Source organism: Paenibacillus medicaginis, assembly GCF_042138635.1.
Lineage (GTDB): Bacteria > Bacillota > Bacilli > Paenibacillales > Paenibacillaceae > Paenibacillus > Paenibacillus medicaginis.
This window is the reverse complement of the sequence record NZ_JBHIRY010000003.1, coordinates 134,410-159,357: the sequence shown is the minus strand read 5'-3', so window position 1 is coordinate 159,357 and position 24,948 is coordinate 134,410. Positions and strand designations below refer to the sequence as shown.

At 51.8% G+C, this 24,948-nt stretch carries 26 protein-coding genes; all 26 read left to right on the top strand.

The annotated features are described in order from the left end of the window. Positions 1–29: 29 nt before the first annotated feature. The 26 genes from fliQ (at position 30) to proS (ending at position 24,887) form a co-directional block, all read left to right on the top strand. The gene (gene fliQ, locus ACE5LO_RS04840; RefSeq protein WP_375354373.1) at positions 30–299 is read left to right on the top strand and encodes a flagellar biosynthesis protein FliQ; all 270 of its coding nucleotides are present in this window, start codon (positions 30–32) and stop codon (positions 297–299) included. 10 nt (positions 300–309) lie between these two features. After that, positions 310–1,101 (top strand): flagellar biosynthetic protein FliR, encoded by a 792-nt coding sequence (gene fliR / locus ACE5LO_RS04835; RefSeq protein WP_375518911.1) that lies wholly within the window; start codon positions 310–312, stop codon positions 1,099–1,101. Between the two features lie 21 nt (positions 1,102–1,122). After that, the gene (gene flhB / locus ACE5LO_RS04830; RefSeq protein ID WP_375519035.1) at positions 1,123–2,205 is read left to right on the top strand and encodes a flagellar biosynthesis protein FlhB; all 1,083 of its coding nucleotides are present in this window, start codon (positions 1,123–1,125) and stop codon (positions 2,203–2,205) included. A 23-nt stretch (positions 2,206–2,228) separates the two neighbouring features. Further along, positions 2,229–4,262, top strand: a complete 2,034-nt coding sequence (gene flhA, locus ACE5LO_RS04825) for a flagellar biosynthesis protein FlhA (protein WP_375518910.1) — start codon at positions 2,229–2,231, stop codon at positions 4,260–4,262. Then, positions 4,259–5,623: a flagellar biosynthesis GTPase FlhF gene (gene flhF / locus ACE5LO_RS04820; protein ID WP_375518909.1), complete on the top strand. Its 1,365-nt coding sequence runs from the start codon at positions 4,259–4,261 to the stop codon at positions 5,621–5,623. Before flhA ends, flhF begins: the two co-directional genes overlap by 4 nt. Next, the gene (locus ACE5LO_RS04815; RefSeq protein WP_375518908.1) at positions 5,620–6,498 is read left to right on the top strand and encodes a MinD/ParA family protein; all 879 of its coding nucleotides are present in this window, start codon (positions 5,620–5,622) and stop codon (positions 6,496–6,498) included. Before flhF ends, ACE5LO_RS04815 begins: the two co-directional genes overlap by 4 nt. A 42-nt stretch (positions 6,499–6,540) precedes the next feature. Then, a complete protein-coding gene (locus ACE5LO_RS04810; RefSeq protein ID WP_375518907.1) occupies positions 6,541–7,983 on the top strand; it encodes a protein-glutamate methylesterase/protein-glutamine glutaminase in 1,443 nt (480 codons plus the stop codon). 33 nt (positions 7,984–8,016) lie between these two features. After that, positions 8,017–10,101 (top strand): chemotaxis protein CheA, encoded by a 2,085-nt coding sequence (locus ACE5LO_RS04805; protein ID WP_375518906.1) that lies wholly within the window; start codon positions 8,017–8,019, stop codon positions 10,099–10,101. A 45-nt stretch (positions 10,102–10,146) separates the two neighbouring features. Continuing rightward, positions 10,147–10,608, top strand: a complete 462-nt coding sequence (locus ACE5LO_RS04800) for a chemotaxis protein CheW (RefSeq protein WP_375518905.1) — start codon at positions 10,147–10,149, stop codon at positions 10,606–10,608. Positions 10,609–10,639: 31 nt separating this feature from the next. Continuing rightward, positions 10,640–11,221, top strand: a complete 582-nt coding sequence (locus ACE5LO_RS04795; protein ID WP_375519034.1) for a chemotaxis protein CheC — start codon at positions 10,640–10,642, stop codon at positions 11,219–11,221. Between the two features lie 3 nt (positions 11,222–11,224). Beyond that, positions 11,225–11,722, top strand: a complete 498-nt coding sequence (locus tag ACE5LO_RS04790) for a chemotaxis protein CheD (protein WP_375518904.1) — start codon at positions 11,225–11,227, stop codon at positions 11,720–11,722. A gap of 2 nt (positions 11,723–11,724) precedes the next feature. Then, the gene (locus ACE5LO_RS04785) at positions 11,725–12,150 is read left to right on the top strand and encodes a hypothetical protein (RefSeq protein WP_375518903.1); all 426 of its coding nucleotides are present in this window, start codon (positions 11,725–11,727) and stop codon (positions 12,148–12,150) included. A gap of 15 nt (positions 12,151–12,165) precedes the next feature. After that, on the top strand, positions 12,166–12,954 hold the full coding sequence (locus tag ACE5LO_RS04780) for a FliA/WhiG family RNA polymerase sigma factor (protein WP_375354392.1): 789 nt from the start codon (positions 12,166–12,168) through the stop codon (positions 12,952–12,954). Positions 12,955–12,989: 35 nt separating this feature from the next. Next, positions 12,990–14,399, top strand: a complete 1,410-nt coding sequence (locus ACE5LO_RS04775; RefSeq protein WP_375518902.1) for a flagellar assembly protein A — start codon at positions 12,990–12,992, stop codon at positions 14,397–14,399. 68 nt (positions 14,400–14,467) lie between these two features. Beyond that, positions 14,468–14,794, top strand: a complete 327-nt coding sequence (locus ACE5LO_RS04770; protein WP_375518901.1) for a hypothetical protein — start codon at positions 14,468–14,470, stop codon at positions 14,792–14,794. A gap of 36 nt (positions 14,795–14,830) precedes the next feature. Then, positions 14,831–15,400 (top strand): hypothetical protein, encoded by a 570-nt coding sequence (locus tag ACE5LO_RS04765; RefSeq protein ID WP_375518900.1) that lies wholly within the window; start codon positions 14,831–14,833, stop codon positions 15,398–15,400. After that, positions 15,393–15,998 (top strand): peptidase, encoded by a 606-nt coding sequence (locus ACE5LO_RS04760; RefSeq protein ID WP_375518899.1) that lies wholly within the window; start codon positions 15,393–15,395, stop codon positions 15,996–15,998. Before ACE5LO_RS04765 ends, ACE5LO_RS04760 begins: the two co-directional genes overlap by 8 nt. Before the next feature lie 184 nt (positions 15,999–16,182). After that, positions 16,183–16,881: a 30S ribosomal protein S2 gene (rpsB, locus tag ACE5LO_RS04755; RefSeq protein ID WP_375354402.1), complete on the top strand. Its 699-nt coding sequence runs from the start codon at positions 16,183–16,185 to the stop codon at positions 16,879–16,881. A gap of 145 nt (positions 16,882–17,026) precedes the next feature. After that, positions 17,027–17,677, top strand: coding sequence for a translation elongation factor Ts (gene tsf / locus ACE5LO_RS04750; protein ID WP_375518898.1), 651 nt, complete (start codon positions 17,027–17,029; stop codon positions 17,675–17,677). A 180-nt stretch (positions 17,678–17,857) separates the two neighbouring features. Next, positions 17,858–18,586, top strand: a complete 729-nt coding sequence (pyrH, locus tag ACE5LO_RS04745; protein WP_375518897.1) for a UMP kinase — start codon at positions 17,858–17,860, stop codon at positions 18,584–18,586. Continuing rightward, the gene (gene frr, locus ACE5LO_RS04740) at positions 18,586–19,140 is read left to right on the top strand and encodes a ribosome recycling factor (protein WP_375354404.1); all 555 of its coding nucleotides are present in this window, start codon (positions 18,586–18,588) and stop codon (positions 19,138–19,140) included. The genes pyrH and frr overlap by 1 nt, the downstream gene beginning before the upstream one ends. Positions 19,141–19,224: 84 nt before the next feature. Further along, positions 19,225–19,995, top strand: a complete 771-nt coding sequence (gene uppS / locus ACE5LO_RS04735) for an undecaprenyl pyrophosphate synthase (protein ID WP_375518896.1) — start codon at positions 19,225–19,227, stop codon at positions 19,993–19,995. A gap of 15 nt (positions 19,996–20,010) precedes the next feature. Next, positions 20,011–20,805, top strand: coding sequence for a phosphatidate cytidylyltransferase (locus ACE5LO_RS04730; RefSeq protein ID WP_375518895.1), 795 nt, complete (start codon positions 20,011–20,013; stop codon positions 20,803–20,805). A gap of 57 nt (positions 20,806–20,862) precedes the next feature. Further along, positions 20,863–22,002 carry a 1-deoxy-D-xylulose-5-phosphate reductoisomerase gene (locus ACE5LO_RS04725; protein ID WP_375518894.1) on the top strand — a complete coding sequence of 380 codons (1,140 nt, stop codon included), beginning with the start codon at positions 20,863–20,865 and terminating at the stop codon, positions 22,000–22,002. Positions 22,003–22,114: 112 nt separating this feature from the next. After that, positions 22,115–23,386, top strand: coding sequence for an RIP metalloprotease RseP (gene rseP, locus ACE5LO_RS04720; RefSeq protein WP_375518893.1), 1,272 nt, complete (start codon positions 22,115–22,117; stop codon positions 23,384–23,386). A gap of 52 nt (positions 23,387–23,438) precedes the next feature. Then, positions 23,439–24,887: a proline--tRNA ligase gene (gene proS / locus ACE5LO_RS04715; protein WP_375518892.1), complete on the top strand. Its 1,449-nt coding sequence runs from the start codon at positions 23,439–23,441 to the stop codon at positions 24,885–24,887. The last annotated feature ends 61 nt before the right edge of the window (positions 24,888–24,948 follow it).

Genomic DNA, 24,948 nt, shown 5'->3' with positions numbered 1-24,948 from the left:
GATTGTGATTTACTCCAAGGAGGACGGCCATGACATCAGAATTTATTATTTCTCTGGCGGGTCAAGCCGTTTATACGGTACTTGTCGTGAGCGCGCCCATGCTTGTTCTGGGACTGGTTGTGGGGCTGATCATCAGCATATTTCAGGCAACAACCCAGATACAGGAACAGACGTTGGCCTTCGTACCTAAAATCGTGGCGGTTTTGCTAGCTCTGCTGCTGTTTGGTCCTTGGATCCTGCAGACCATGGTCGATTTCACCTACAACATCCTCAATAATTTGTATAGATACATAGGATAGGTCGGACAGAATGGAGATGATACTGCAGAGTTTTCCTGTTTTTTTGCTGATATTTTGTCGAATCACCTCATTTTTTGTAGTTGTGCCGGTGTTTTCTACTCGCGGGGTTCCGATGCAGTTCAGAGTCGGTATAGCAGCGGTATTGTCCATATTGGTGTACTTGACCTTCGGAATCCAAGAGCAGGTGCCGGCTGATTTAAGCTACGCGCTGCTCGTGATCCGTGAAGTCATGATTGGCCTGCTGCTGGGTTTTATCGCTTATCTGATGTTTATGGCGATTCAGACGGCTGGTTCATTTATAGACATACAGATCGGACTCGGTATCGCCAGTGTCTTTGATCCGATGACAGGCGCTTCCGTGCCGATTACGGGCAATTTCAAATATACCATCGCACTCTTGTTCTTTCTCAGCATGAATGGTCACCATTACCTGCTGGATGCCATTATGTACAGCTATAATTGGGTCCCGCTGGATAATGATTTTTTTGTCAAATTATATGGCGGCAGCATTTCCGAATTTATAATCAGAACCTTCAGCCAATCCTTTTTGCTGGCGTTCCAAATGGCTGCTCCTATTGTGGTAGCTACCTTTCTGACTGACGTCGGACTTGGATTTCTGGCCAAAACGGCGCCGCAGTTCAACATTTTTGTGATCGGGGTACCGGTCAAACTGATCGTTGGCCTGATCATGTTGTTTTTGTTAATGCCGGCCCTCGCGGTTTCCTTTGAGCGGTTGTTTAATGTGATGTTTGAGGCGATGCGCACGCTGCTGGACGTTGTGGGCAGCCGCCCGAATGCCTGATTTGGAGGTGCCTGTTGCGTGCTGAAATACTCCCTTGATCTGCAGCTTTTCGCCGGGGAAAAGACAGAAAAAGCTACACCCAAGAAGAAACAGGAAGCCCGCCAAAAAGGTCAGGTGGCCAAGAGTCAGGATATATCGACATCAGCAGTGCTGCTGATCTCCGTGCTGAGCTTGATGATGTTCGGCACCTATTTTAAAGACGGTATGGTTCGGCTGTTTACAGATATTTTTACGAACAGGCTGACGATGGACGTCACTGCTGAAAATGTGATCACGATGTTTGGCCAGTATGGGACTCAGATTCTGCTGATATTGGCTCCCATTTTTGTGTCCGCTTTTTTGATTGCAATTGTTGCAAACTATTTGCAGGTCGGTTTTTTGTTGACAGGGGAAGGCTTGGCTCCCAAATTCAGCAAGCTTAACCCGATTAAAGGTTTGAAAAATATATTTTCATTGCGTTCGGCAGTAGAGTTTCTGAAATCCATTCTGAAAATGACCATCATCGGTTTTCTTGTATACAGTGTCATCTGGGATACGAGGGGCGATATGTCCAAAATGTCCGAGCTGACGGGCGACCAGATTCTGTCCTATGCCGCAGGCCTGACGATGGAGCTTGGCATTAAAATCGGTGTCTGTCTGTTTGTGCTGGCTGTCCTGGATTATCTGTACCAGAGATACGAGCATGAAAAAAGCTTGCGGATGTCCAAGCAGGATATCAAGGATGAGTACAAAAAAATGGAAGGCGATCCGCTGATTAAAGGGAAGATTCGCGAACGCCAGCGGCGTATGGCGATGCAGCGCATGATGCAGGAGATTCCCAAAGCAGACGTCATCGTCACCAACCCTACGCATTTTGCGGTAGCTCTCAAGTATGATGGCTCCGAGATGGAGGCCCCGCAGATCATTGCGAAAGGCCAGGATTATATGGCGCTGCGCATCAAGGAGATTGCCGGGGAGCATGGCGTAGTCATGATGGAAAATAAGCCGCTGGCACGGGCGCTCTATGCAAGGACGGAAATCGGGGACACGATCCCTGGCGACTTGTTCCAGGCGGTCGCTGAAGTGCTGGCGTATGTATATAAATTAAAAGGCAAGACGAAATAGCGGGATCGGAGGGCAAGAGACCATTGAAGACCAAAGATATAGCTGTCCTTGGAGGCGTTATCGGCATCGTGCTGATGATGATACTTCCGATTCCTGCATGGCTGCTCGACATACTGCTTGTTATTAATATTTCACTTGCGCTTATGATACTGCTGGTGGCCATGAATACGAAGGAAGCGCTGGAATTCTCCATTTTCCCGGCCCTGCTGCTGATTACGACGCTGTTCCGCCTGGCGCTGAACGTGTCCACGACCAAGCTTATTTTGGGGACAGGGCATGCAGGGGAAGTGGTCGCCACCTTCGGAAGCTGGATCGCGGGCGGTCAAATTGCCGTCGGATTCGTCGTGTTTCTGATCCTGGTCGTCGTGCAATTCATTGTTATTACCAAAGGCTCGGAACGCGTTGCCGAGGTAGGCGCACGCTTTACCCTCGACGCCATGCCCGGGAAGCAGATGAGCATTGACGCGGATTTGAATGCGGGTCTCATCAATGAGCAGCAGGCGCGTGAACGGCGCAGCAAAATAGAACGGGAAGCCGATTTTTATGGAGCGATGGACGGTGCCAGTAAATTTGTCAAAGGTGATGCCATTGCGAGCATCATCATTCTGATCATCAATCTGGTCGGCGGTTTTATTATCGGCATGGCTGTCATGGGGCTGGGCTTTCAGGAAGCTCTATCCACCTTCTCCGTGCTTACAATCGGCGACGGGCTGGTCAGCCAAATTCCAGCGCTGCTTATCTCGACGGCTGCGGGCCTGATCGTTACCCGCGCTTCGTCCGAAGGCAACCTGGCCCAGGATTTGTCCAGCCAGCTGTTTTTATTCCCCAAACTGATCTATATTGTGGCGGTTACCGTGGCGCTGCTCGGATTTTTCACTCCGATTCATGTGATGACGACACTGCCGCTTGCGCTCCTGCTGTTTTTTGTTGCACGTAGAATGCAGCAGAATATAACGCGTAAGTCGATTGAGGACGAACAAATGGAAGAGGAGCAGCAGATTGAAGAGGTTCGCAGTCCGGAGAGTGTTATTAACCTCCTGCAGGTGGACCCGATCGAATTCGAGTTTGGCTATGGGCTGATTCCGCTGGCCGATACCCAGCAGGGAGGAGACCTGCTCGACAGGATCATTATGATCCGCCGGCAGTGTGCCCTGGAACTGGGACTGGTAGTCCCTGTCATTCGGATTCGGGACAACATCCAGCTCAAGCCCAATGAGTATATCATCAAAATTAAAGGCAACAACGTGGGCAGCGGTGAGCTGCTGCTGAATCACTACCTGGCGATGAGCCCAGGTTATGATGATGATGCCGTATCGGGAATCGAAACGACAGAGCCTGCTTTCGGGCTGCCTGCTTTATGGATTGATGAGTCAACGAAGGATATTGCTGAGCTGTCGGGTTACACGGTGGTGGATCCTCCGTCCGTAGTGGCCACCCATTTGACGGAAACGATCAAGAAGCATGCCCATGAACTGTTGGGCAGACAGGAGACCAGGGCGCTGATCGACAACCTGAAGGAGCATTATCCGGCATTGGTGGACGAGCTGATTCCTTCCGTGCTTGGCGTGGGAGACGTACAAAAGGTGCTGGCCAAGCTGCTTCGTGAAAAAATATCGATCCGGGACATGGTTACGATCTTTGAAACACTGGCGGATTACGGTACCTATACGAAAGATCCGGATGTGCTCACTGAATATGTAAGACAGGCGCTTTCACGCCAGATTACACAGCAATACTCCCAGAAGGGGGATACGCTGAAGGTCATTACGGTCGGTCCGGCACTGGAAAAGAAAATTGCGGAAAGCGTGCAGCAGACCGAGCAGGGAAGCTACCTGGCACTGGATCCGGTTTCCACTCAGACCGTATATCAAAAGCTGACTGAACAGATTAACCGGCTGATTCAATCAGGCCAGCAGCCGATTGTTCTGACCTCGCCGACCATTCGCATGTACCTGCGCCAGGTGATCGAACGGACGATGCAGGATATTCCGGTTTTATCCTACAGTGAGCTTGAGCCGAACGTTGAAATTCAGAGTGTCGGGGTGGTGAACCTATGAGAGTGAAACGATACGTTGTTGAAACGATGCCCGAGGCGATGCAGCACATCAGGAGTGATCTCGGAAATGATGCTGTCATTCTCAGCACCAAAGAGCTGAAGGTTGGCGGCTTTCTGGGCTTGTTTTCCCAAAAGAGGATCGAGGTCATTGCTGCAGTGGAGAAGGAGACCGCCCCGTCCGGGCGGACGTCTTCTGCCGGCACAGCGCTCCAAACGGCGCCAAAGCTGTCCCCTGCCCCGCAGCTTGCCCGTGTGGCCGCTCCCGATGCGTATAAACGAACGGCCGAATTGTTGAACAAGGGCAATGAAGGGGCAGACAAGCAGGGGCAGGCAGTGGCGGAGCCGCCGCGTAAACCTGCTGAAGCGCCGGAGAGAAGCGCGGACAGGAGCGTCCAGCGGGACGCTGCACCTTCCGATGTGACGGCTGCAGGATTGGCTGACAGGCATGTCAGTGGAAGAGACAGCGGGACGCCAGCCCCTGTAGCGCAAGATGCGCTGCTTGAAGAACTCCGCGAGATGAAAGCAATGATGAGCCGGATTTCACGTTTTACGCAAGCCTCCCCTGCCTTGCCCGAGCGGGCTCTGGCTCTGCACGAGCGGCTGCTGGATCAGGAGGTGGAGCAGGAGCTGGCGAATGAATGGCTGGAGCGGGTGCTGCAGCATCAGGGAGAAAGCGGCGCTGCATTAGAGGAATTCTCTTTTAAGAGTGCTCTGGAGGAGGAAATACAGCAGTTCCTCAGCGCCCGGTTAGGCGGAGGGATTTCCGCAAGCACTAAAATCGTGTACATTGCAGGCCCGACTGGGGTCGGCAAAACGACAACGATCGCCAAGCTGGCTGCGGAGCAGCTTTTCAAATACCAGCGCAAGGTAGGCTTCATTACTTCTGATACGTACCGGATTTCGGCAGTGGATCAGTTGCGGACTTATGCCACGATTTTGAATGTTCCGCTGGAGGTGGTCCAATCTCCGGGTGATCTGCAGCGGGCGATGCAAAGGCTCGAGCAATGTGATCTCATCCTGATGGACACAGCCGGACGGAATTATAGAAACGAACTGCTCGTGTCCGAGCTCCAAAGCCTGCTGGCGCCGGTTGAGGAGAGCGAAACCTATCTGGTCTTGAGCCTGACCTCGAAATCCAGGGATATGCTCGAGATTACCGAACATTTCAACAAGTATGGACTGGACAAAGTGATATTTACCAAGATGGATGAAACAGGCAGCATAGGCGCCATATTCAATGTTCTGGGGCATTACCCGTTGTTGTCATTGTCCTATATGACCAACGGGCAGAACGTTCCCGACGATCTGCTGATACCCGGCACAAGCATGATTACAGGAATGCTGTTGGGGGACCGTGTATGAGCGACCAGGCCCAATCGCTGAGACAAATGGTTTCACAGCACGAAACAAGCCGTCTCCCCAAACGAAGCTCACAGGCCAGAATCGTTACGGTTTCCAGTGGCAAAGGCGGTGTGGGCAAGTCCAATTTTGCACTGAATTTTGCGCTCGCATTGCAAAGCCTGGGCAAACGGGTACTGGTGTTTGATGCGGATATCGGCATGGCGAATATTGATGTTCTCATGGGCTCCTCCTCCAAATACAATCTCGCTCATGTGCTGAGACGGGAGAAGACGATGGCGGAGATTGTACAGAACGGAGCCGGTTCACTCCCCTACATACCGGGGGGATCGGGGATAAGCGAGCTGTTTTCCCTGTCGGAGCAGGATCTGGAATACTTTGCGGAGCAGGTGGAAGAACTGGCGGCTGAGCTGGATTATGTTTTTTTTGATACAGGTGCCGGCCTGTCCAAAGAAAATCTGAAATTCATCACCTCGGCTGACGAATGTCTGGTCATTACTACACCGGAGCCTACCTCCATTACAGATGCCTATGCGCTGATTAAAGTCGTGAACGGGGTGCAAAAGGACACGGTATTTAAGATTATCGTCAACCGTGCCGATAACGATAATGAGGCCCTGCAGGTTGCCGATAAAATTTCGCTGGTGGCGCATCGCTTTCTCGGATTGAATATCCCGCTTCTGGGATATATCCATGATGACCAGCATGTAACGCAATCTGTCAAAAAGCAGGTTCCTTTTTCACTCGCATATCCGGGCTGCCCGGCCTCCAAGGATATTTTGCGTTTGGCGCACCGTTTTGCTCTAATGCCTGTTGCGGCGGAAACTGGAACCTTGGCCGGAATCAAGGGTTTTATGCGGAAATGGCTTCGGCGCTAGGGCAAAATGATTCTGAGATAAGGGAAACAGAGGTGTTGTAAATTGGCAATTTTTCGGGTACTGGTCGTGGATGATTCTGCCTTTATGCGGAAAATTATCTCCGACTTGATTGTAAAGGACTCTTCTTTTGAAATTGCCGGTACCGCAGCAAATGGAAAGGAAGCTTTGGACAAGATCCGGGAGCTTAAGCCCGATTTGGTGACAATGGATGTGGAAATGCCTGAAATGAACGGCCTTGAGGCGTTGAAAATCATTATGCAGGAGCATCCGTTGCCGGTGATCATGCTGTCAGGAATCAATGAAGAAGGAATGAAGGAGACGATTATGGCCCTGGAGGCCGGGGCGTTTGATTTTATTCGCAAGCCTTCCGTCTCCCATTCCCAGGATATTCAGCAGGTTGGGGCGTCCCTGCTTGAACAGATGAGAACCGCCATACAGGCGGTAAAACGGCGGGCTGACCGCGAGGAAGCGCTGAAAAAGGCTGTCCAGGAAAGAGCGGCCCTGGAGAAGGCAGCCAAGCAGGCCGTGAAAGCCCGCACGGAAGAGGCAAATAACCAGCCGGAGCAGCAGGCGGTTGAGCAGAGGCCGCTTGAAGTTCCGCCTGTTCCGCCAGCCACATCGCCAATTCTGCGGCGGACGAAGCCGGATTCGCAGCAAAAAAGGATGACAGAGCACCCTGGAACGGCGCCTTTCTCTTCAGGCAAGGGTATCCGGAAAGCTTCCATCCCTGACATGTCTGCCCGGCAAGCTGCCAAAGCGGCCGACGGCAAGAGACTCAAGCCTGAGGCTCAGATACAGGCGCCACAGAACATGCCGGAGCAGCCAAAGAAGCCTGCCGCCCCGCTTGCGGAGACGCGCCAGCCTGCTGCTGTGTCGGCTCAGACCAGAAGCTCCGGTGGCGCCGCCGATCTGCGCAAGCTGGTCGCAGTCGGTTGCTCAACCGGTGGACCAAGAGCGCTCAAGACGCTGCTGGAAAGTCTTCCGGCCAATTTTCCGGCGCCGATCGTGATTGTGCAGCATATGCCGCCGAACTTCACCCGCTCCCTGGCCCAGCGTCTGAACTCTCTCAGCAGGCTTAAGGTGGTGGAGGCGGAGCAGGGAATGCTGCTGGAGAATGGAACGGCCTACATCGCTCCAGGGGGATACCAGATGAAAGTTGCCGGAGGAAACGGCAGCAAGTATACCATCTCTCTTACGTCCGAGGAGCCGCGTAACGGTCACAGGCCTTCGGTAGACACCTTATTTGAATCCCTTGTTCCTTTCACTTCCCTTGAACGTCATCTCGTTCTGCTGACAGGGATGGGCAGCGATGGGGCCAAGATGATGAAACTGCTATATGACAAAGGAGTGCAATCCACCTTTGCGGAAAATGAAGAAACCTGCGTCGTATACGGTATGCCCCGCTCTGCGGTGGAATTAAAATGTGTAAAGCATCTCCTGCCTTTGCAGGAAATCGGCCCCAGGTTAATACAAGTTGTGAAATAATCGGAGTGTAACTCATTGAGGAGGTGTCTCACAATGGACATGAATCAGTATTTAACTATGTTTATTGATGAGTCGAATGATCATCTGCAATCTCTTAACGAAAATATGCTTCAGCTTGAAAGCAATCCGACCGATCTTGGCATCGTCCAGGTGATTTTCCGCTCGGCTCATACGCTGAAGGGGATGGCTGCAACGATGGGCTTTGAAGATCTGGCTTCGCTTACACATCAGATGGAGAATGTGCTCGATCTGGTGCGCAACGAAAAGCTGGCGATGCAGGAATTCATATTTGACACCTTGTTCAAAGGCCTGGATGCCCTGGAGTCGATGGTTCAGGATATCACGGCAGGCGGTGCAGGAAAAGCGGACGTCTCCTCTATTGTTGCTGCACTGCAATCCATTGTGAATGGTGATTTCCAGTCCTCATCAGCCGTGCAGGAAGCGGCTGTGACTTCCGACGTTGCCCTGGACAATGCGGGACTTGCACTGGACCAGTTCCAGTATTCCGTGCTGGAGCAGTCCATCAAGGAAGGTCATCGCGTGCTGTACGTTCAAGTCGCCATCAGTGAAGAGAGCCAGCTCAAAGCGGCGCGGGCGTTTATGGTATTCAACGCTCTGGAAAACGCCGGGGAAATCGTGAAAGCCAGTCCATCGGTTCAGGATATCGAACAGGAAAGATTCGACCGTAGCTTCTCGCTGTACTTCATCACACAGAAAGAAGCGGACGAACTGAAAAAAGAAATTCTCGGTATTTCCGAAGTCGAGCAAGCAGAGCTTACCGAACTGGATGAAGAGTCGCTGAAGCAGATGAGCAACGAGAGCATAGAAGCCGTCAAAGCCGCTTCTGCGGAAATGGCCGCAGCCGTTACGGAAGCAGTTCATACTCCAGAAGTGGATGCCGGCAAGAGCCCGTTTCCAGCCGTCAAAGCGGCGGCCAAACCCCCGGTGAAAAACGCTCCTCCTGCGCCCAACCGGACGATCCGTGTCGATATTGAACGTCTGGATGTGCTGATGAATCTGTTCAGCGAGCTGCTGATTGACCGGGTCCGGCTGGAGCAGCTGGCCAGTGAGGCGGGGAATCCGGCCCTGACGGAAACGGTTGAGCATATGAGCCGTGTCAGCGCAGATCTGCAAAATATCGTGCTGAAGCTGCGCATGGTTCCGGTGGATACCGTATTTAACCGTTTTCCGCGAATGGTGCGCGATTTGGCCAAATCGCTGGATAAAAAACTGGATCTGATCATCACGGGTGCCGAAACGGAGCTGGACCGTACGGTGATCGACGAGATCGGCGATCCGCTTGTTCACCTGCTTCGCAATTCGGTGGACCATGGGATCGAGTCGGTGGCGGACCGGATTGCCGCAGGCAAGCCGGAAACGGGCACCGTGAACCTGCGCGCCTTTCACAGCGGCAATAACGTGTTTATCGAGATCGAAGACGACGGAGCGGGCATCAACCGTGAGAAGGTGCTGAGGAACGCTATTAACAAAGGCATTCTGACTCAGGAGAAGGCGGCGGCCCTGACGGACGAGGAAGCCTACCAGATTCTGTTCGCACCCGGCTTCAGCACCGCCGAGGTCATTTCGGATATATCCGGCCGTGGTGTGGGGCTTGATGTGGTGAAATCGAAAATTACTTCCCTTGGCGGAAATGTAACGATTTTCTCTACTCCTGGCAAAGGAACCAACTTCTCTGTTCAGCTGCCGCTGACACTGTCGATTATCGCGGCGATGATGGTGCAGATCGGTTCGGAGAAATATGCGATTCCATTGTCCTCCATTGTCGAAACAGCTATTGTGAAGCGTGATAAAATTCGTACGGTGCACGGAAATAAATTGATTGCCTTCCGTGAAACCCACATCCCGCTGATTTCACTGAGTCAAATTTTTGAAGTTCCGGATTTCAACGAGAATGAGGAAGAGGAAACCGAAGTGGTGGTCATTCGCAAAGGGGAAAAGCTGGCTGCGGTTTCCGTGCAGGACTTTTTGGGACAAAGCGAAATTGTCATCAAAAATATGGGCAAATATCTTCCGGCCATTCCGGGCATTTCCGGTGCAACTATTCTCGGCGACGGGCAGGTTGCTTTGATTATCGATCCTAACGTCTTCATTAAATAAGGATGATTTCTGAATCGTGAATATCATTGGGGAGGGTTTATGAGCATGGGAGAAGAAATTAAAGTTATCGTCTTTAAATTGGGTGAGGAGGAGTACGGGGTTGAAGTGGACAAGGTCCAGTCCATCGAGCGTATGGTTCCGATAACCCGGGTACCGAATACATTCACGTTCGTTAAAGGCGTGTTCAACTTAAGAGGTGTGGTGATGCCTGTTATTGATCTGCGCGGACGTTTCGGCCTGGAGGAGACGGAATATACGGATCAAACCCGGATTATTATCGTTGCGGTCAATGATATGCAGGTTGGCTTTATTGTCGATTCTGCGAATGACGTCATTGATTTGAATTCCGATGCGATTGAAACGCCGCCCGAAGTTGTCGGAGGCATCAAAGCCAAGTACCTGCGCGGTGTGGCCAAAATCAGCGAAGAACGCCTGCTGATTATGCTGAACCTGTCAGAGGTGTTGAATAAAAGCGAGCTTGTTCAGCTGGAAAGCATAGAGGAATAGAGCCGTGTTCAACAACTTGGAAGATTTCAAAATGGACGTCCTGAAGGAGGTCGGGAACATCGGGGCAGGCAATGCCGCCACCGCGCTGTCCCGGCTTCTGAACAAGCCCATCGATATGGGGGTTCCGAAAGTCCAGCTGCTGCCGTTTGAGGCCATCGCCGACAAAGTGGGCGGGCCCGAGCAACTGGTTGTCACCATCTTCTTCCGGGTGGAGGGGGATGCTCCCGGCAATCTGTTCTTCATTCTTGCGCCGGAAGCAGCGAAGGGACTACTGCAGCGACTGGCGGGCATAGAGTCGGAGGATGCGGACAGCTTCACGGATATGGAACAATCCGCTCTCTCGGAAATCGGCAACATTTTGGCAGGCTCCTATCTCTCATCCCTGGCGGACTTCACAAAGCTGTCCATGTATCCTACCGTACCGGGGCTGGCGATGGACATGGCCGGGGCGATCCTGAGCTACGGACTGCTGCAGTTCGGTCAGATGGGAGACGACGCTCTTTTGATTGACACATCGTTTCTTGAAGGACAAAATCATATTGAAGGGCAATTTTTCCTCATCCCGGACCCGGAATCCTTCGAAAAAATTTTCGAGTCATTGGGAGTCCGTTAAGTTATGATAGAGGAGAAAAATATAATTAAAGTCGGCATGGCGGATTTGAACGTCGCCAGCTTCCCGGATGCGATCCGAACGACCGGTCTGGGGTCGTGTGTCGGATTGACGATGTATGATCCTCAGCTGAAGATTGCAGGTATGGCCCATGTCATGCTTCCTTTTTCTGATATCGCGCGGGAAGGGCAGATCAACATTGCCAAATACGCGGATACAGCCCTGCCTGAGCTGCTGGACAGAATGCTTCAGCTCGGAGCGGTGCGCAGCCGGATTGTGGCCAAAATGGCCGGCGGCGCACAGATGTTTGCTTTTGCAGGCGGGGGAGACACCATGAGAATCGGTCCCCGCAATGTGGAATCATGCCGCGCGATGCTAACGGAACTGCGGGTTCCCCTGATTGCTGAAGATACGGGCGGCAATGTGGGGCGAACCATTGAGCTCGATTGTCTTACCGGTGTTTTAAGTATTCGAAGCGTACAAAAAGGTGTAAAGGAACTGTAATCATGTTATTTGGAAGCTTGCGCATGAACTTGTGGTCCGGAGCCGTCGGTTTTGTGCTGACATTCCTGTTGTCCCTTAACAGCAATTTGCTTGTGACCAGCTTAATCCGCGGCTTAATCGCTTCTGCAGTCTGGTTTTTGCTCGCTTTTGCGGTCCGCTTTGCCCTGGGGATTCTTACCCGGCCTGAAAAACCGGCATCCGTTTATCCGCAATCGGACAGCAACGCGGGGCAGGGGAAAGGTCTGGGCTCGCATCTGGACCTTACTACTCCTGACGAAGGCAGGGATTTAAATGATCTGCTGAAACCGCAGCCGAATTCAGAGCCGTTGCAGCCAGCGGACTTTAAGCCGCTCAATCCGCCCAAACTCGTAACGAGCAAAGATCCTGAAGAATTGGCGAAGGCAGTTCGTCACCTGACAGACAAATAGAGGAGGGTGAAGCCGATGACCGAGCGAAAAGCCGCTCACTTGAATTACGCTGAACTGTGGGAGCGCTGGAAAGAGCATGGCGAACTGGAGGCCAAAAAGCAGCTGATTGAAAACTATCTCCCTATTGTCGAATATGTTTCCGGCCGTCTCGCAGTTGGCTTGCCCAAGAACGTATCCAAGGATGATTTGGCCAGCAATGGTGTCATGGGATTGATTGACGCTATCGAAAAATTTGATTATGAGCGCGGTCTGCAGTTTGAAACCTATGCTTCATGGCGAGTGCGCGGAGCCATACTCGACGGGTTGCGTCAAGGCGACTGGGTTCCCCGCTCCGTCAGAGAAAAGGCCAAAAAGATCGAGGATGCCTATCAAAAGCTTGAACAAAAATATTTGCGGACCGTCAGCGACGAGGAAATGAGCAGCTACCTTCAGGTATCGGAAAAAGAGTTTCAGAACATGCTGCAGGAGGTCGCCGTCATGTCTATCTATTCATTGGAAGATCCAATCCGGGAAGAAGAAGCGGAGACAAGGCTGTCTCTGCTGGTTGATGAAAAGGCCAAAAATCCTGACCAAAAAGTAAACGAATTCTATCTTCGGGAAGCGCTAGTACAGGGTATTGAGAAGCTTACCGAAAAGGAGCGGATAGTCGTTTCCTTACTGTATTATGAGGATTTGTCCCTTAGTGAAATTGCGGAGGTTATGTCATTATCCCCTTCCCGTATTTCCCAGCTGCACTCCAAAGCTATTCTTCGTCTCAGAGCTACATTGGACAAGCAGCGGGATTTGCTGATGCGGAAGGATTAAACCTCCACCACTATCATGTGAGAGGAGAATGGATAATGGAGCAGGCGTATGTACTGGATCAGTTTTTGAGCATAACGATTGCCCCGGATAAGAGTGCGGCTTACCTTGAATTTTCCAGGCATGAAGAGGGCTTTCATTGCTCGCTTCAGGATCTGGAGAGTTATTTGGAGAAACATAGCATACGTTATGGAATCAACCGTCAGGCGCTGCAGCAGCTGGCAGACAGTCCGGACAAGTTTTTTTTAGCCAAAACCTTGATTGCTGAAGGAGTGGCTCCAATCAGCGGGAAAGATGGCTACATACGCATGGCGGAAGATATGAGTCAGTCTGATGAACATAGGCCGCTGAAGACGCAGGACGGTAAAGTGGATTATAAGGAATTGATTCGTTTGAGCAACGTCCGCAAAGGCCAGCTTCTAGCCGAGCGCATCGATCCCGCGCCCGGGGTGCCGGGCACAGGAGTAACCGGGGAGGAAATCCCTTTCCCAGCAGGCAAAGTAGCCAGGTTTAAAGCAGGTAAAAATGTCGTTGTGCATCCTGAAGGCTCTGCTTTATATGCTGCCATTGACGGAATGGTGACGATGACGGATAAAGATAAAATCAACGTCTTTCCCGTCTACGAAGTTAACGGTGACGTAGACTACAGCATCGGCAACATCAATTTTGTCGGAACGGTCGTCATCCGCGGCAATGTTCTTACAGGGTTTCGCGTCAAGGCGGACGGCGATATCAGGGTCGTCGGCGGAGTTGAAGGCGCGGAACTGGAAGCTGCCGGTTCGATCGAGATCACAGGTGGTATTATCGGCTATCATAAAGGCTGGGTTAAAGCAGGCCACAATGTCAAATGTTCCTTTATCCAGGACGGCAACGTTACAGCAGCGGCGGATATTATTGTCTCGCAAAGCATTATGCATTCCAACCTGCGTGCAGGCAAACAGGTGCTATGCAACGGTGCCAAGGGACTCATCGTCGGCGGAAGCATCCAGGCCGGAGAAAAGGTGGCGGCCAGAACGATCGGCAATACGATGTCTACGGCTACCAGCATTGAGGTCGGCGTTTTGCCTGAGCTGCGCAACGAATTGACAGAGCTGCGCAATCTCCTTAAAGATCAGAAGGTCAGCCTGGACAAGACGTCCAAAGCGCTTAACTTTTTGGATCAGATTGCCGCAGCCGGTCAACTTACTCCTGACAAGACCGCCATGCGCATCAAGCTGAAGGCGACCAAGGTCTCCACGGAGCGGGAGCAGAATGAGAACCGGGCGAGAATTCTGGAAATCGAAAGAATGCTCGAAGACGCGGATACGGCCAGAGTTGAAGTCAGAAACATGATTTACAGCGGCTCTAAAATAGTTATCGGCAGATACACGAAATATATTAAAGATTCTGTACAGCGAATGGTGTTCTATCACCAGGATGGGGACATTGCGATGTCCACCTTGATCTAATCCCTCTTGGTGGTATGCGGTTATCTTGGGCTGGCAAGCGCAGCTGCTGCTAAGAAAGGTGTGATCCTGTGAGTTTGAAAGCCGTTGAATTGCAAATTGCCGTGCCGCGGACGAGCGAGGCGGGAAAGGTACTAAGCGAGAACCGGCACAGAATGGTCAATGACCAGGCTCTTCTCGGGGAACAGGCCGTGAAAGAGACCGAGGCGGTCAGGCAGCGCAGCGAAGCGGTCGAGCAGTCCGCCGACGCGGCTGTCCGCGACCGGGAAGGGCAATCAAACTACCGGGATCACCGAAACAACAAGCGGCGCGGTTCCGAGCCTACACAGGATAATCCGCCAGCCGTACACCAGGCAGAGCATCCATTTAAAGGACATCATATTGATTTGTCCCTTTGATTGGCGATGAACGGGACGTGAAGGAGACGATTTTTTTTGGATCCATGGTTATATATCATATTGCTGGGTCTTGCCGCTTTGATGTACGGCTGGATGCTGCCCAAGCGCGGAGGCGGCAAAAGCCCGGAAGAAGATTTGGCGAAAAACATGGAGGCTGCACTTGAGCAGTATATGGCTGATATCGGTCGGGAAAACGATGAGCTGATTGATCTGGTCACGCAGATGAAACAGGATCACGCTTCCCGGCTGGCTGCCATGCAGGAGCAAACCGCCGAACTCAGGCAGCGGGTGATGGAGCTGGAAAGGCAGGACCGCCATAGTGCGGACATTTCGCAGCTGGCTGTTGGCCTTGTCAGGGAGCAGACCTATTCCGGTGCCCCGGTTCAGGAGGCGGAGCAGGATACATCGGTCCCTCTTCTTGAGGAACATGTTGCTATCGAAGAAACGGTCGAGCCTCAGGAGACGATCCGGGACCGCTATGCTGAGCTGTTCTCCCTGCATGGCCAAGGGAAATCACTGGATTCTGTTGCCAGGCAGACAGGGATGCAGCGCGGTGAGGTGCAGCTGATCCTGCAGCTGGCCGAGAGGGAGGGCCAGCATGATTAAGAATCGGACGTTTATGCTCGGAATGGGAACAGGACTGATTCTGGGGGCGCTGCTGCTCCAGCTCGCGATGATCGGCCAGGGGAAGTCGATCGGCTCCGCCGCTCCACGGGAGCTTACACGCGAACAAGTAGAGGCTGAGGCGCAACGTCTTGGACTTCAGGTCAATGACAGCGACGAATCTTTAATGACCGAGGAAGAATGGCGTCAGAAAGTGATAGACGAGGGTAGCCAACCCCCCGAGGCGCCGACGGCACCGAAAAGCACGGCTTCCGCCTCCGAGCCGAAAGCCCCTCAGCGGCCTCAGACCGATAACCCGGAGAATGCTGCACCGCAAACAGGGAACGGCACGGCACAGGCTCCTGAGCAGCCTGCAGTGCCGGAGGCCCCGCCGATCCGGTACCGCATCACACCGGGAAGCAGCTTGCGCAACGTCGCCGAGGGCCTGCAGAAGGCAGGCGTAATAGGGGATGTGGCTGCTTTTCAGAAGGCGGCCAATGAGCAAAAAATCAATACGAAAATCCGCTCCGGAACCTACAGCTTCCGTGAAGGGGAAACCTTTAATTCCATCATTACAAAAATAACTACTCCTCCGAAATGATCCATGGGAAACAGGCTCTCCAAAATTAGGTTGCAACGGCCCATGTCTTATGGTATATTAATTCACGGTGTTAAAAACACACGTTGGTTAATTTCGTAAAGGGTGCTTCCAGACGGGAGTTTTTACGAAAGATGATGTCAGCGGAGGAACACACAAAAAAACCAAACTTAGGAGGTGCGTGAAGATGGCAGTAATCTCCATGAAACAGCTTCTGGAAGCTGGGGTACACTTTGGTCATCAGACTCGTCGTTGGAACCCGAAAATGGATCGTTATATCTTCACTGAAAGAAACGGTATTTACATCATTGACTTGCAAAAGACAGTGAAAAAGGTTGAGGAAGCTTACAACTTTGTGAAAAACGTGGCTGCCGAGAACGGAACGATTCTGTTCGTAGGCACCAAGAAGCAAGCGCAAGACTCTGTTAAAGAGGAAGCAACGCGCGCTGGACAATTCTACATCAACCAACGCTGGCTCGGCGGAACGCTGACGAACTTCCAAACGATTCAAAAGCGTATTGACCGTCTGAAGCAGCTGGAAGCTTGGGAAGAAGACGGTACATTTGAAGTTCTTCCTAAGAAAGAAGTTATCATTCTCCGCAAAGAGAAAGATCGTCTTGAAAAATTCCTGGGCGGAATCAAAAATATGAAGGGTCTGCCAAGCGCATTGTTCATTATCGATCCTCGCAAAGAGCGTATCGCGGTTGCTGAAGCTCGCAAGCTGGGTATTCCAATCGTAGGTATCGTAGATACAAACTGCGATCCTGATGAAATCGATTATGTTATCCCTGGTAACGACGACGCGATCCGTGCTGTTAAATTGCTGACTGGTAAAATGGCTGATGCTGTTATGGAAGCTAACCAAGGCGAAGAAACTACTGCTTAATACCGCTTTTGCGGCTCGTAATATATGAATTAAATGAAAAGGGTGGTTGGTAGGTGGATAACCTTTCACTGCCCTTTTTTTGGGGATAAAGCAAGTAGTGCAACTAATACTTAGAACAATCAATTTTTTTGGAGGGAAATTTAATATGGCAGTTAATGCGAGCGCAGTAAAAGAGCTTCGTGAAAAAACAGGCGCAGGTATGCTGGATTGCAAAAAAGCGCTGGAAGAAACGAACGGCAATATCGAGAAAGCGATCGAGTTCCTGCGTGAAAAAGGTTTGGCTGCTGCTGCTAACAAAGCGGGCCGTATCGCAACTGAAGGTGTCGTGGAATCCTACATTCATGCTGGCGGAAGAATTGGCGTAATCGTAGAAATCAACTGCGAAACCGACTTTGTTGCAAAAACAGATCAATTCAAGGAATTCGCTCGCGATATCGCGATGCACATCGCAGCTTCCAACCCGCGTTACGTTCGTCGTGAAGAGGTTGCGGCTGAAGAGATCGAAAAAGAAAAAGAAATTCTGAAAGCACAAGCGCTGAACGAAGGCAAGCCAGAGAAAATCGTTGAAAAAATGGTTGAAGGCCGCATCGGTAAATTCTACGAAGAATTCTGCCTGCTGGAGCAATCCTTCATCAAGGATCCGGACAAAACAATCGCAACGCTGGTGAACGAGAAAATCAGCACCATCGGCGAGAACATCTCCATCCGCCGCTTCGTACGTTACGAACTGGGTGAAGGTCTGGAGAAAAAAGAAGATAACTTCTATGAAGAAGTTATGTCCCAGGTGAAACAATAATACCGTTTACACGGGTTGTATAGGCGTCAGGAGGAAAATGGAACACGCCAGTGTTCCTTTTCTTTCAAGTAAGGACGGATTGTGCGCTCTTGTCCAGAAAAGCTACCTGCTTGAAGACAGGAGCTTTTCTTGCAAATGGGCATCAAAATAGATAGAAACTGAATAGTGGAGGGTGGGCATTTGAAACAGCCTGTTTTTAAACGTGTCGTCTTGAAGGTGAGCGGTGAGTCGCTCTCGGGCAATAACGGGTACGGGATTGACGCCGATACGATTGCATCCATTGCACAGCAGGTCAAGGACGTTGTGGATTTGGGTGTAGAGGTCGCTATCGTGTGTGGTGGGGGCAATATCTGGCGCGGAATCGCCGGAAGTGCTAACGGGATTGACCGTGCTACCGCAGATTATATGGGGATGCTTGCTACTGTCATGAATTCACTTGCACTGCAGGATTCGCTGGAGCAAATCGATGTGCCGACGCGTGTACAGACATCGATCGCCATGCAGCAGATTGCGGAACCGTACATCCGCCGCAAGGCCATCCGCCATCTGGAAAAGGGGCGTGTCGTGATCTTTGCGGCAGGCACCGGCAACCCGTTCTTCTCGACGGACACAACCGCAGCGCTGCGTGCGGCGGAAATTGAGGCTGAGGTCATCCTTATGGCTAAAAACAAAGTGGACGGCGTATATTCTGCCGATCCGTTTAAAGACAGCACCGCCGAGAAGTATGAGCAGCTTACCTATCTGGATGTGCTGAACAAAAATCTCGGGGTTATGGACTCGACAGCTTCGTCGTTGTGCATGGACAACAACATTCCGCTTATCGTATTTGCAATTACCGAGCAGGGCAATATCAAACGGGTTGTGCTTGGGGACAAAATCGGAACAATCGTTAAAGGGAGTGTAGATTAATGCCGCAATCCATTAAAAAAAGCGCGGAAGAACGTATGGAGAAAGCCATTCAGGCGTTGAAACGCGATCTTGCCACACTGCGCGCCGGCCGCGCTGCACCGAGCCTGCTGGACCGTGTTCAGGTCGAATATTACGGAGCCATGACTCCCCTGAATCAACTGGCCAACATTAACACCCCGGATTCCCGGACGCTGATGATCCAGCCTTGGGATAAATCCTCACTGGCAGACATTGAGCGTGCCATTCAGAAGTCGGATTTGGGATTGACACCATCCAATGACGGGATTTCGATCAGACTGGTCGTGCCAGCCCTGACGGAAGAACGCAGAACCGAGTTGGTGAAAATGACGAAGAAGTATGGTGAAGAGGCGAAGGTGGCCATCCGCAATATCCGCCGCGACGCCAACGATGATATTAAAAAACTTGAAAAAACCGATATTTCCGAGGATGAATCCCGCCGCCATCAGGACGATATCCAAAAAACGACGGACAAATTCATCGCGGAAGTAGATAAAGTACTTGCTGCGAAAGAAAAAGAGATCATGGAAGTGTAAGAGACTTGCGGCCCCTCCATTACGGTGGGGTTTGTCTCTTTTCACGCTTATGGCTAATTTCCAGAGAATGTTGGGGGAAATGGTATGATAAATCGGGTTCGGTCTTGGTGGGGTGCTGAGCAAAAGGATGAACAGCCGCCGGCCGTTTCAAAAGACAATATTCCGCAGCATGTAGCAGTCATTATGGACGGGAACGGCCGTTGGGCGAAGCGGCTTGGCATGCCAAGAGTGGTAGGTCATCAGAATGGAATGAAGGCAGTCAAAAGAACCGCCATTGCCGCTGATGAGCTGGGAATCAAGTACCTGACCATGTATGCATTTTCCACAGAAAACTGGACCCGTCCAAAAGAAGAAGTGGAGTTTCTGATGCGGCTGCCGGAAGAATTTTTGGCTATCGAATTGGATGAATTGATTGAGAAGAACGTACAGGTTCGCGTGATGGGGCATAAAGAGTATCTGCCTCCACACACGCAGGCAGCTTTCGAGGAAGCCATCCGACGCACGGAGCACAATACGGGGCTTATCCTGAATTTTGCGGTCAATTACGGGAGTCGGCTAGAAATTACCGAAGCCATGAAGAAGATTGGCCGTGAAATTGAGGGCGGTACGATCAAAGCGGAGGATATTACGTCTGAGCTCATCGGAAAGTCGTTGCTGTCGGATGGAATCCCTGACCCGGACCTGTTGATTCGTACAAGCGGCGAACTGAGATTGAGCAACTTTATGCTCTGGCAGTTGGCCTACAGCGAGCTATGGTTTACGGATATTTATTGGCCTGAATTCAACAAAGAGCACTTATACGAAGCAGTGGCCGAGTATCAACGCAGATCACGGAGATACGGCGGCCTGAAATAATGGAGGAGGAAGCCGTTGAAACAGCGATTGATAACCGGTATAGTGGCAGGCATCCTGTTTTTGGGAATGGTCCTGTGGGGCGGCTTGCCTTATCACCTGTTCATTCTTGCCATGGCATGGATCGGATTTTATGAATTTGTGCGTATGATCGGACTTTCTGCAGGCAGTGGAAGCGCATGGCTGGGCTATCTGGGAATCACGGTGCTGGTTTTTCCTTATCAACCGTTGAATATCCAGCCGCTATTGCCGCTTGCCAATATGTTGTGGCTGCTGCTTGTCTTATTCATGCTGATTACGGTATTTACCAAAAATCAGGTCACGATCCGGACGTCAGCCCTTTTGTTTCTGGGAATCGTCTATGTGGGCATCGGATTTTCTTATATTGCGGAGTCGCGCCATATGGACCACGGGGTATTCTGGACATTTTTACTGTTGGCCGGCATATGGACAAGCGATGCAGGGGCCTACTTTGTGGGCAAGGCTTTCGGTAAAACGAAGCTTTGGCCTGCCATCAGTCCGAATAAAACGGTCGAAGGCGCCCTCGGCGGGGTCGTTATGGCCGCAGCGGCGGCTGTCGTGTTTGCGGTGTTTTCAGGAGGGCTGCTGTCTGTCGGGAATGCGCTGATCATCGGCTTGTCCTGCGCGGTCGTCGGGCAACTGGGGGATTTGGTCCAGTCTGCTTATAAACGGGTTTACGGAATTAAGGACACGGGAAATCTTCTGCCTGGGCATGGCGGCATACTTGACCGGTGTGACAGCTGGATCGTTGTTTTTCCGTTTGTACATATGCTGATGCTGCTTCCTGCCTGATGAATGTAATAGATGCTGCAGAAGACCATGTGCTGATTTTCTAAAGGAAGGTGCGTCATGAAAAAGATTACTGTGCTTGGCTCAACAGGCTCAATCGGAACGCAGACACTGGACGTTGTCAGCATGCACCCCGGCCTGTATCAGGTGGAGGGACTGGCTGCTGGCACCAATACGTCGCTTTTGCTGGAACAGGCGCAACGTCATCGTCCCAAGAAGGTGTCTGTGGCTACCAAGGAACTGGCGGAGCAGATCTGTGAGCAGCTGCCGCCGGGAACAGAGCTGTATTGGGGCGATGAAGGTCTTATTGAAGTAGCCGCAGGAACTGAGGCGGATACGGTAGTGACGGCGGTCATGGGCAGCATGGGACTGCCTTCAACCCTGGCCGCGATCGAGGCCGGCAAGCAAATTGGCCTGGCCAATAAGGAGACGCTGGTAACTGCCGGGCATATCGTCACGGAAAAGGCGCGGAAGAAAGGGATAAAGCTGCTGCCGATCGACAGTGAGCATTCCGCCATCTTCCAGTGTCTGAACGGAGAACGGATGCAGGATATTGCGGGGATTACACTGACAGCCTCCGGCGGATCGTTCCGGGATTTGACCAGAGAGCAGCTCAAGGATGTTACTGTGGAGCAGGCCTTGCAGCATCCGAACTGGTCGATGGGTGCGAAAATTACAATCGACTCGGCGACGATGGTGAATAAAGGCCTTGAAGTGATCGAAGCCCACTGGCTGTTCGGATTGCCTTATGAGCAGATTCATGTGCTGCTGCATCCCGAAAGCATCATCCATTCCTTTGTAGAATTTAAGGATACGAGTATCATCGCCCAGTTGGGAAATCCGGATATGCGTGTTCCGATTCAGTATGCCCTGACCTATCCGGACCGCATGATTTCACCAGCCAAGCCCTTGTCATTGGCGGAGGCAGGAAGCCTGCATTTCCGGGAAATGGATTACGAGCGGTTCCCGTGTTTAAGACTTGCCTTTGAATGTGGTAAAATAGGGGGAACAGCGCCAACTGCGTTCAACGCGGCCAATGAAGTGGCGGTGGCCCGGTTTTTAAGAGGAGAAATTTCTTTTTTGGCGATTGAGGATATCATCGCGCGGGTGCTCGACCGACACCACAATACGGTGAATCCGGATCTGCCGGCCATAGAAGCCTGTGACCATGAGGTCCGGGCAACCGCCGCAGTGCTGTAAAACCTTCTTCTTTCCAATTAAGACCCACCTGTGTGATTCTCTTGTACGGGATCGGAGAATAATGATAAATTAGAAGGACATACTCGATCTCACGAAAGGGGAAAGGAAACGATTGGAAACGGTTCAAATGGTTTTACTGACGGTGCTCATGTTCTTCGTTCTTGTCACGGTGCATGAATGGGGGCATTACTATTTTGCCAAACGTGCCGGCATCCTGGTTAGAGAATTTGCGATCGGTTTCGGTCCGAAACTGTTCTCCTATAAAAGGAATGAAACCCAGTTCACGCTTCGTCTGCTGCCTTTCGGCGGCTTTGCGCGGATGGCTGGAGAAGATCCGGAATTGAATCAGATTGAGGCCGGGCAGACCATTGCTGTACGCGAATCGGACGGCCTGGTAAAGACCATTTATCTTGATCAGCTGGATAACCGCAAAAATGTAATCCGCGGTGAAGTGCAGTCCATTGATCTGGAGGACGCCCTGACCCTTATGCTTGATGTGGATGGAGATTCCCAGCAGTTCAAGGTTCATCCGCAGGCGTTGACGGTGAGCAAGGGGCAATCGGTTCAGATTGCTCCCCGGGACCGCCAGTATGGCAGCAAGACGGTAGGGCAAAGAGCGATGGCTATTTTTGCCGGCCCGTTAATGAACTTCGTGCTTGCCTTTGTGCTGTTTGCCATTCATGTACAGATGACCGGCATTCAGGTTGCAAATCCGACGAACGTAATCGTAGGAGAAGTTACGGAGGGCATGCCTGCCGATAAGGCGGGAATCCATGAGGGAGATAGGATCGAATCCATTAACGGAGAGCAGGTTGGCGCAGATCGGCAAAAGCTGATCGATCTGATCGCAGCGTCCAAGGACCGGCCCATGGACTGGGTGATCCGGCGCGGGGATGAATCACTGAACCTGACGATCACACCGGTGGCGATGGAAGGGCAGGAAGGCGGCAAGGTCGGAATTGCACCGGTGCTGCCAACAAGGCAGGCAGGATTTGCCGAAACATTCCAGGTTGCAGGCCAGTCGATGGTAGATACGACCGTAGCGATCTTTGACGGGTTCCGCCAGCTGATTCAGAATTTCTCTATCGATGATTTGGGAGGACCGGTACGGACGGCTGAGGTCACCGGGCAAATCGCCAAGCAGGGCATCGATCAGCTCACGTATTGGGCGGCTATTCTGAGCCTGTATCTTGGCATCTTCAACCTGCTGCCGATTCCGGCATTGGATGGCAGCCGCTTGATTTTCCTTGGTGTAGAAGCTGTGCGGGGCAAGCCGATTGATCCAGGCAGGGAAGGCATGGTGCATTTTGTTGGCTTTGCGATGCTGTTCCTGCTGATGATTGCGGTCACCTATAACGATATATTGCGTTTGATTAACGGTTAATTTATGCCAGGGTCCGGCTGTGGCCGGACCCTGATGGGAGGACGGCCTTTTTATGTCAAAAGATAAACAATTCGTGTCTGAAATTACACCGCAGGGGGAGGACTTCTCCCGTTGGTACATTGATGTCATCAAGAAAGCGGAATTGATGGACTACTCTCCTGTGCGGGGATGCATCGTTTTCCGACCGGACGGCTTCGAAATCTGGGAGCATATCAAGGATGCGATGGACGTTCGATTCAGAGAGACGGGACATCGCAACGCCTACTTCCCGATGTTTATTCCGGAGAGCTTTTTCCAGAAAGAAAAAGAGCATGTGGAAGGCTTTAATCCGGAGCTGCCGTGGGTGACGGAAGCCGGGGGAGAAAAGCTGGAGGAGCGTCTTGCGATCCGTCCTACCTCCGAGACGATGATCGGCCATATGTACTCCAAATGGATCCAATCCTACCGCGATCTGCCTGTGCTCATTAACCAATGGGCGAACGTGGTCAGATGGGAGAAGCGTACGCTTCCTTTCCTGCGCACAAGCGAGTTTTTGTGGCAGGAAGGTCATACCGCGCATGAGACGGAAGAAGAGGCTCGCGAGGAAACGATGAAAATGCTGGAGGTATATCGCGAGGTTATCGAAGATGTGCTCGCGATACCGGTCGTTGTCGGCGAGAAAACTCCATCCGAGCGCTTCGCCGGAGCTGTAAATACGTACTCGTTGGAAGCGATGATGCGCGACGGTCGTGCGGTGCAGGCGGGGACCTCCCATTATCTTGGCACGAAATTTGCGGTTGCGTTCGATATCAAGTATTTGAGCCGTGACAATACGCTTGAGTATGTGCACACCACCTCTTGGGGAACGAGCACACGCCTGATCGGTTCGCTGATCATGGTGCATGGGGATGACCGCGGACTGGCGCTGCCTCCCAAGGTTGCGCCTACCCAGGTCATCATGATTCCGATAGGCCCGCCGAAGACACGTGACGCGGTGCTGGCGCGGACGGATGAGCTTTATGCCGAATTGAAGAAGGCCGGTGTACGTGTGAAAATAGATGACCGTTCCGACGTCAGTCCGGGCTGGAAATTCAACGAATATGAAATGCGCGGAGTGCCTGTCCGCCTCGAACTTGGGCCTCGTGACATGGAGAACGGAGTTTGCGTGCTCGTCTCCCGCATCAGCGGCGAGAAGAAAGTGGTGCAGCAGTCCAATCTGATTGATGAAATCAACGCGATGCTTGCTCAGGTTCAGCAGGAAATGTACGACCGGGCCAAGTCCTTTATGCAGGAAAATTTTTATTCTGTGAACACACTCGATGAAATGAAAGCTCTGATGGAGGAGAAGCGCGGCTTTACGCTGGCCGGCTGGTGCGGCTCTGAGGCCTGCGAAGACAAGGTGAAAGAGGTAACTGGGGCAACAAGCCGCAACATTCCTTTCAAGCCGTCCGAAGAGAAGTCGGTCTGCCTGTGCTGCGGACAGCCTGCCAAGCATACCGTGGTATTCGCACGAGCTTATTAATCAAGTAAAATACAGCATGGTGTAACTAAATGAGCTTCTGATCGCAGAAATTGTCGGTGTG

Excerpts from the sequence above, each read along its gene's own strand:
- fliQ (WP_375354373.1), top strand. The coding sequence starts at position 30 with ATGACATCAGAATTTATTATTTCTCTGGCGGGTCAAGCCGTTTATACG.
- fliR (WP_375518911.1), top strand. The coding sequence starts at position 310 with ATGGAGATGATACTGCAGAGTTTTCCTGTTTTTTTGCTGATATTTTGT.
- flhF (WP_375518909.1), top strand. The coding sequence starts at position 4,259 with ATGAGAGTGAAACGATACGTTGTTGAAACGATGCCCGAGGCGATGCAG.
- ACE5LO_RS04815 (WP_375518908.1), top strand. The coding sequence starts at position 5,620 with ATGAGCGACCAGGCCCAATCGCTGAGACAAATGGTTTCACAGCACGAA.
- ACE5LO_RS04805 (WP_375518906.1), top strand. The coding sequence starts at position 8,017 with ATGGACATGAATCAGTATTTAACTATGTTTATTGATGAGTCGAATGAT.
- ACE5LO_RS04800 (WP_375518905.1), top strand. The coding sequence starts at position 10,147 with ATGGGAGAAGAAATTAAAGTTATCGTCTTTAAATTGGGTGAGGAGGAG.
- ACE5LO_RS04795 (WP_375519034.1), top strand. The coding sequence starts at position 10,640 with ATGGACGTCCTGAAGGAGGTCGGGAACATCGGGGCAGGCAATGCCGCC.
- ACE5LO_RS04790 (WP_375518904.1), top strand. The coding sequence starts at position 11,225 with ATGATAGAGGAGAAAAATATAATTAAAGTCGGCATGGCGGATTTGAAC.
- ACE5LO_RS04785 (WP_375518903.1), top strand. The coding sequence starts at position 11,725 with ATGTTATTTGGAAGCTTGCGCATGAACTTGTGGTCCGGAGCCGTCGGT.
- ACE5LO_RS04780 (WP_375354392.1), top strand. The coding sequence starts at position 12,166 with ATGACCGAGCGAAAAGCCGCTCACTTGAATTACGCTGAACTGTGGGAG.
- ACE5LO_RS04775 (WP_375518902.1), top strand. The coding sequence starts at position 12,990 with ATGGAGCAGGCGTATGTACTGGATCAGTTTTTGAGCATAACGATTGCC.
- ACE5LO_RS04760 (WP_375518899.1), top strand. The coding sequence starts at position 15,393 with ATGATTAAGAATCGGACGTTTATGCTCGGAATGGGAACAGGACTGATT.
- rpsB (WP_375354402.1), top strand. The coding sequence starts at position 16,183 with ATGGCAGTAATCTCCATGAAACAGCTTCTGGAAGCTGGGGTACACTTT.
- tsf (WP_375518898.1), top strand. The coding sequence starts at position 17,027 with ATGGCAGTTAATGCGAGCGCAGTAAAAGAGCTTCGTGAAAAAACAGGC.
- frr (WP_375354404.1), top strand. The coding sequence starts at position 18,586 with ATGCCGCAATCCATTAAAAAAAGCGCGGAAGAACGTATGGAGAAAGCC.
- uppS (WP_375518896.1), top strand. The coding sequence starts at position 19,225 with ATGATAAATCGGGTTCGGTCTTGGTGGGGTGCTGAGCAAAAGGATGAA.
- ACE5LO_RS04725 (WP_375518894.1), top strand. The coding sequence starts at position 20,863 with ATGAAAAAGATTACTGTGCTTGGCTCAACAGGCTCAATCGGAACGCAG.
- proS (WP_375518892.1), top strand. The coding sequence starts at position 23,439 with ATGTCAAAAGATAAACAATTCGTGTCTGAAATTACACCGCAGGGGGAG.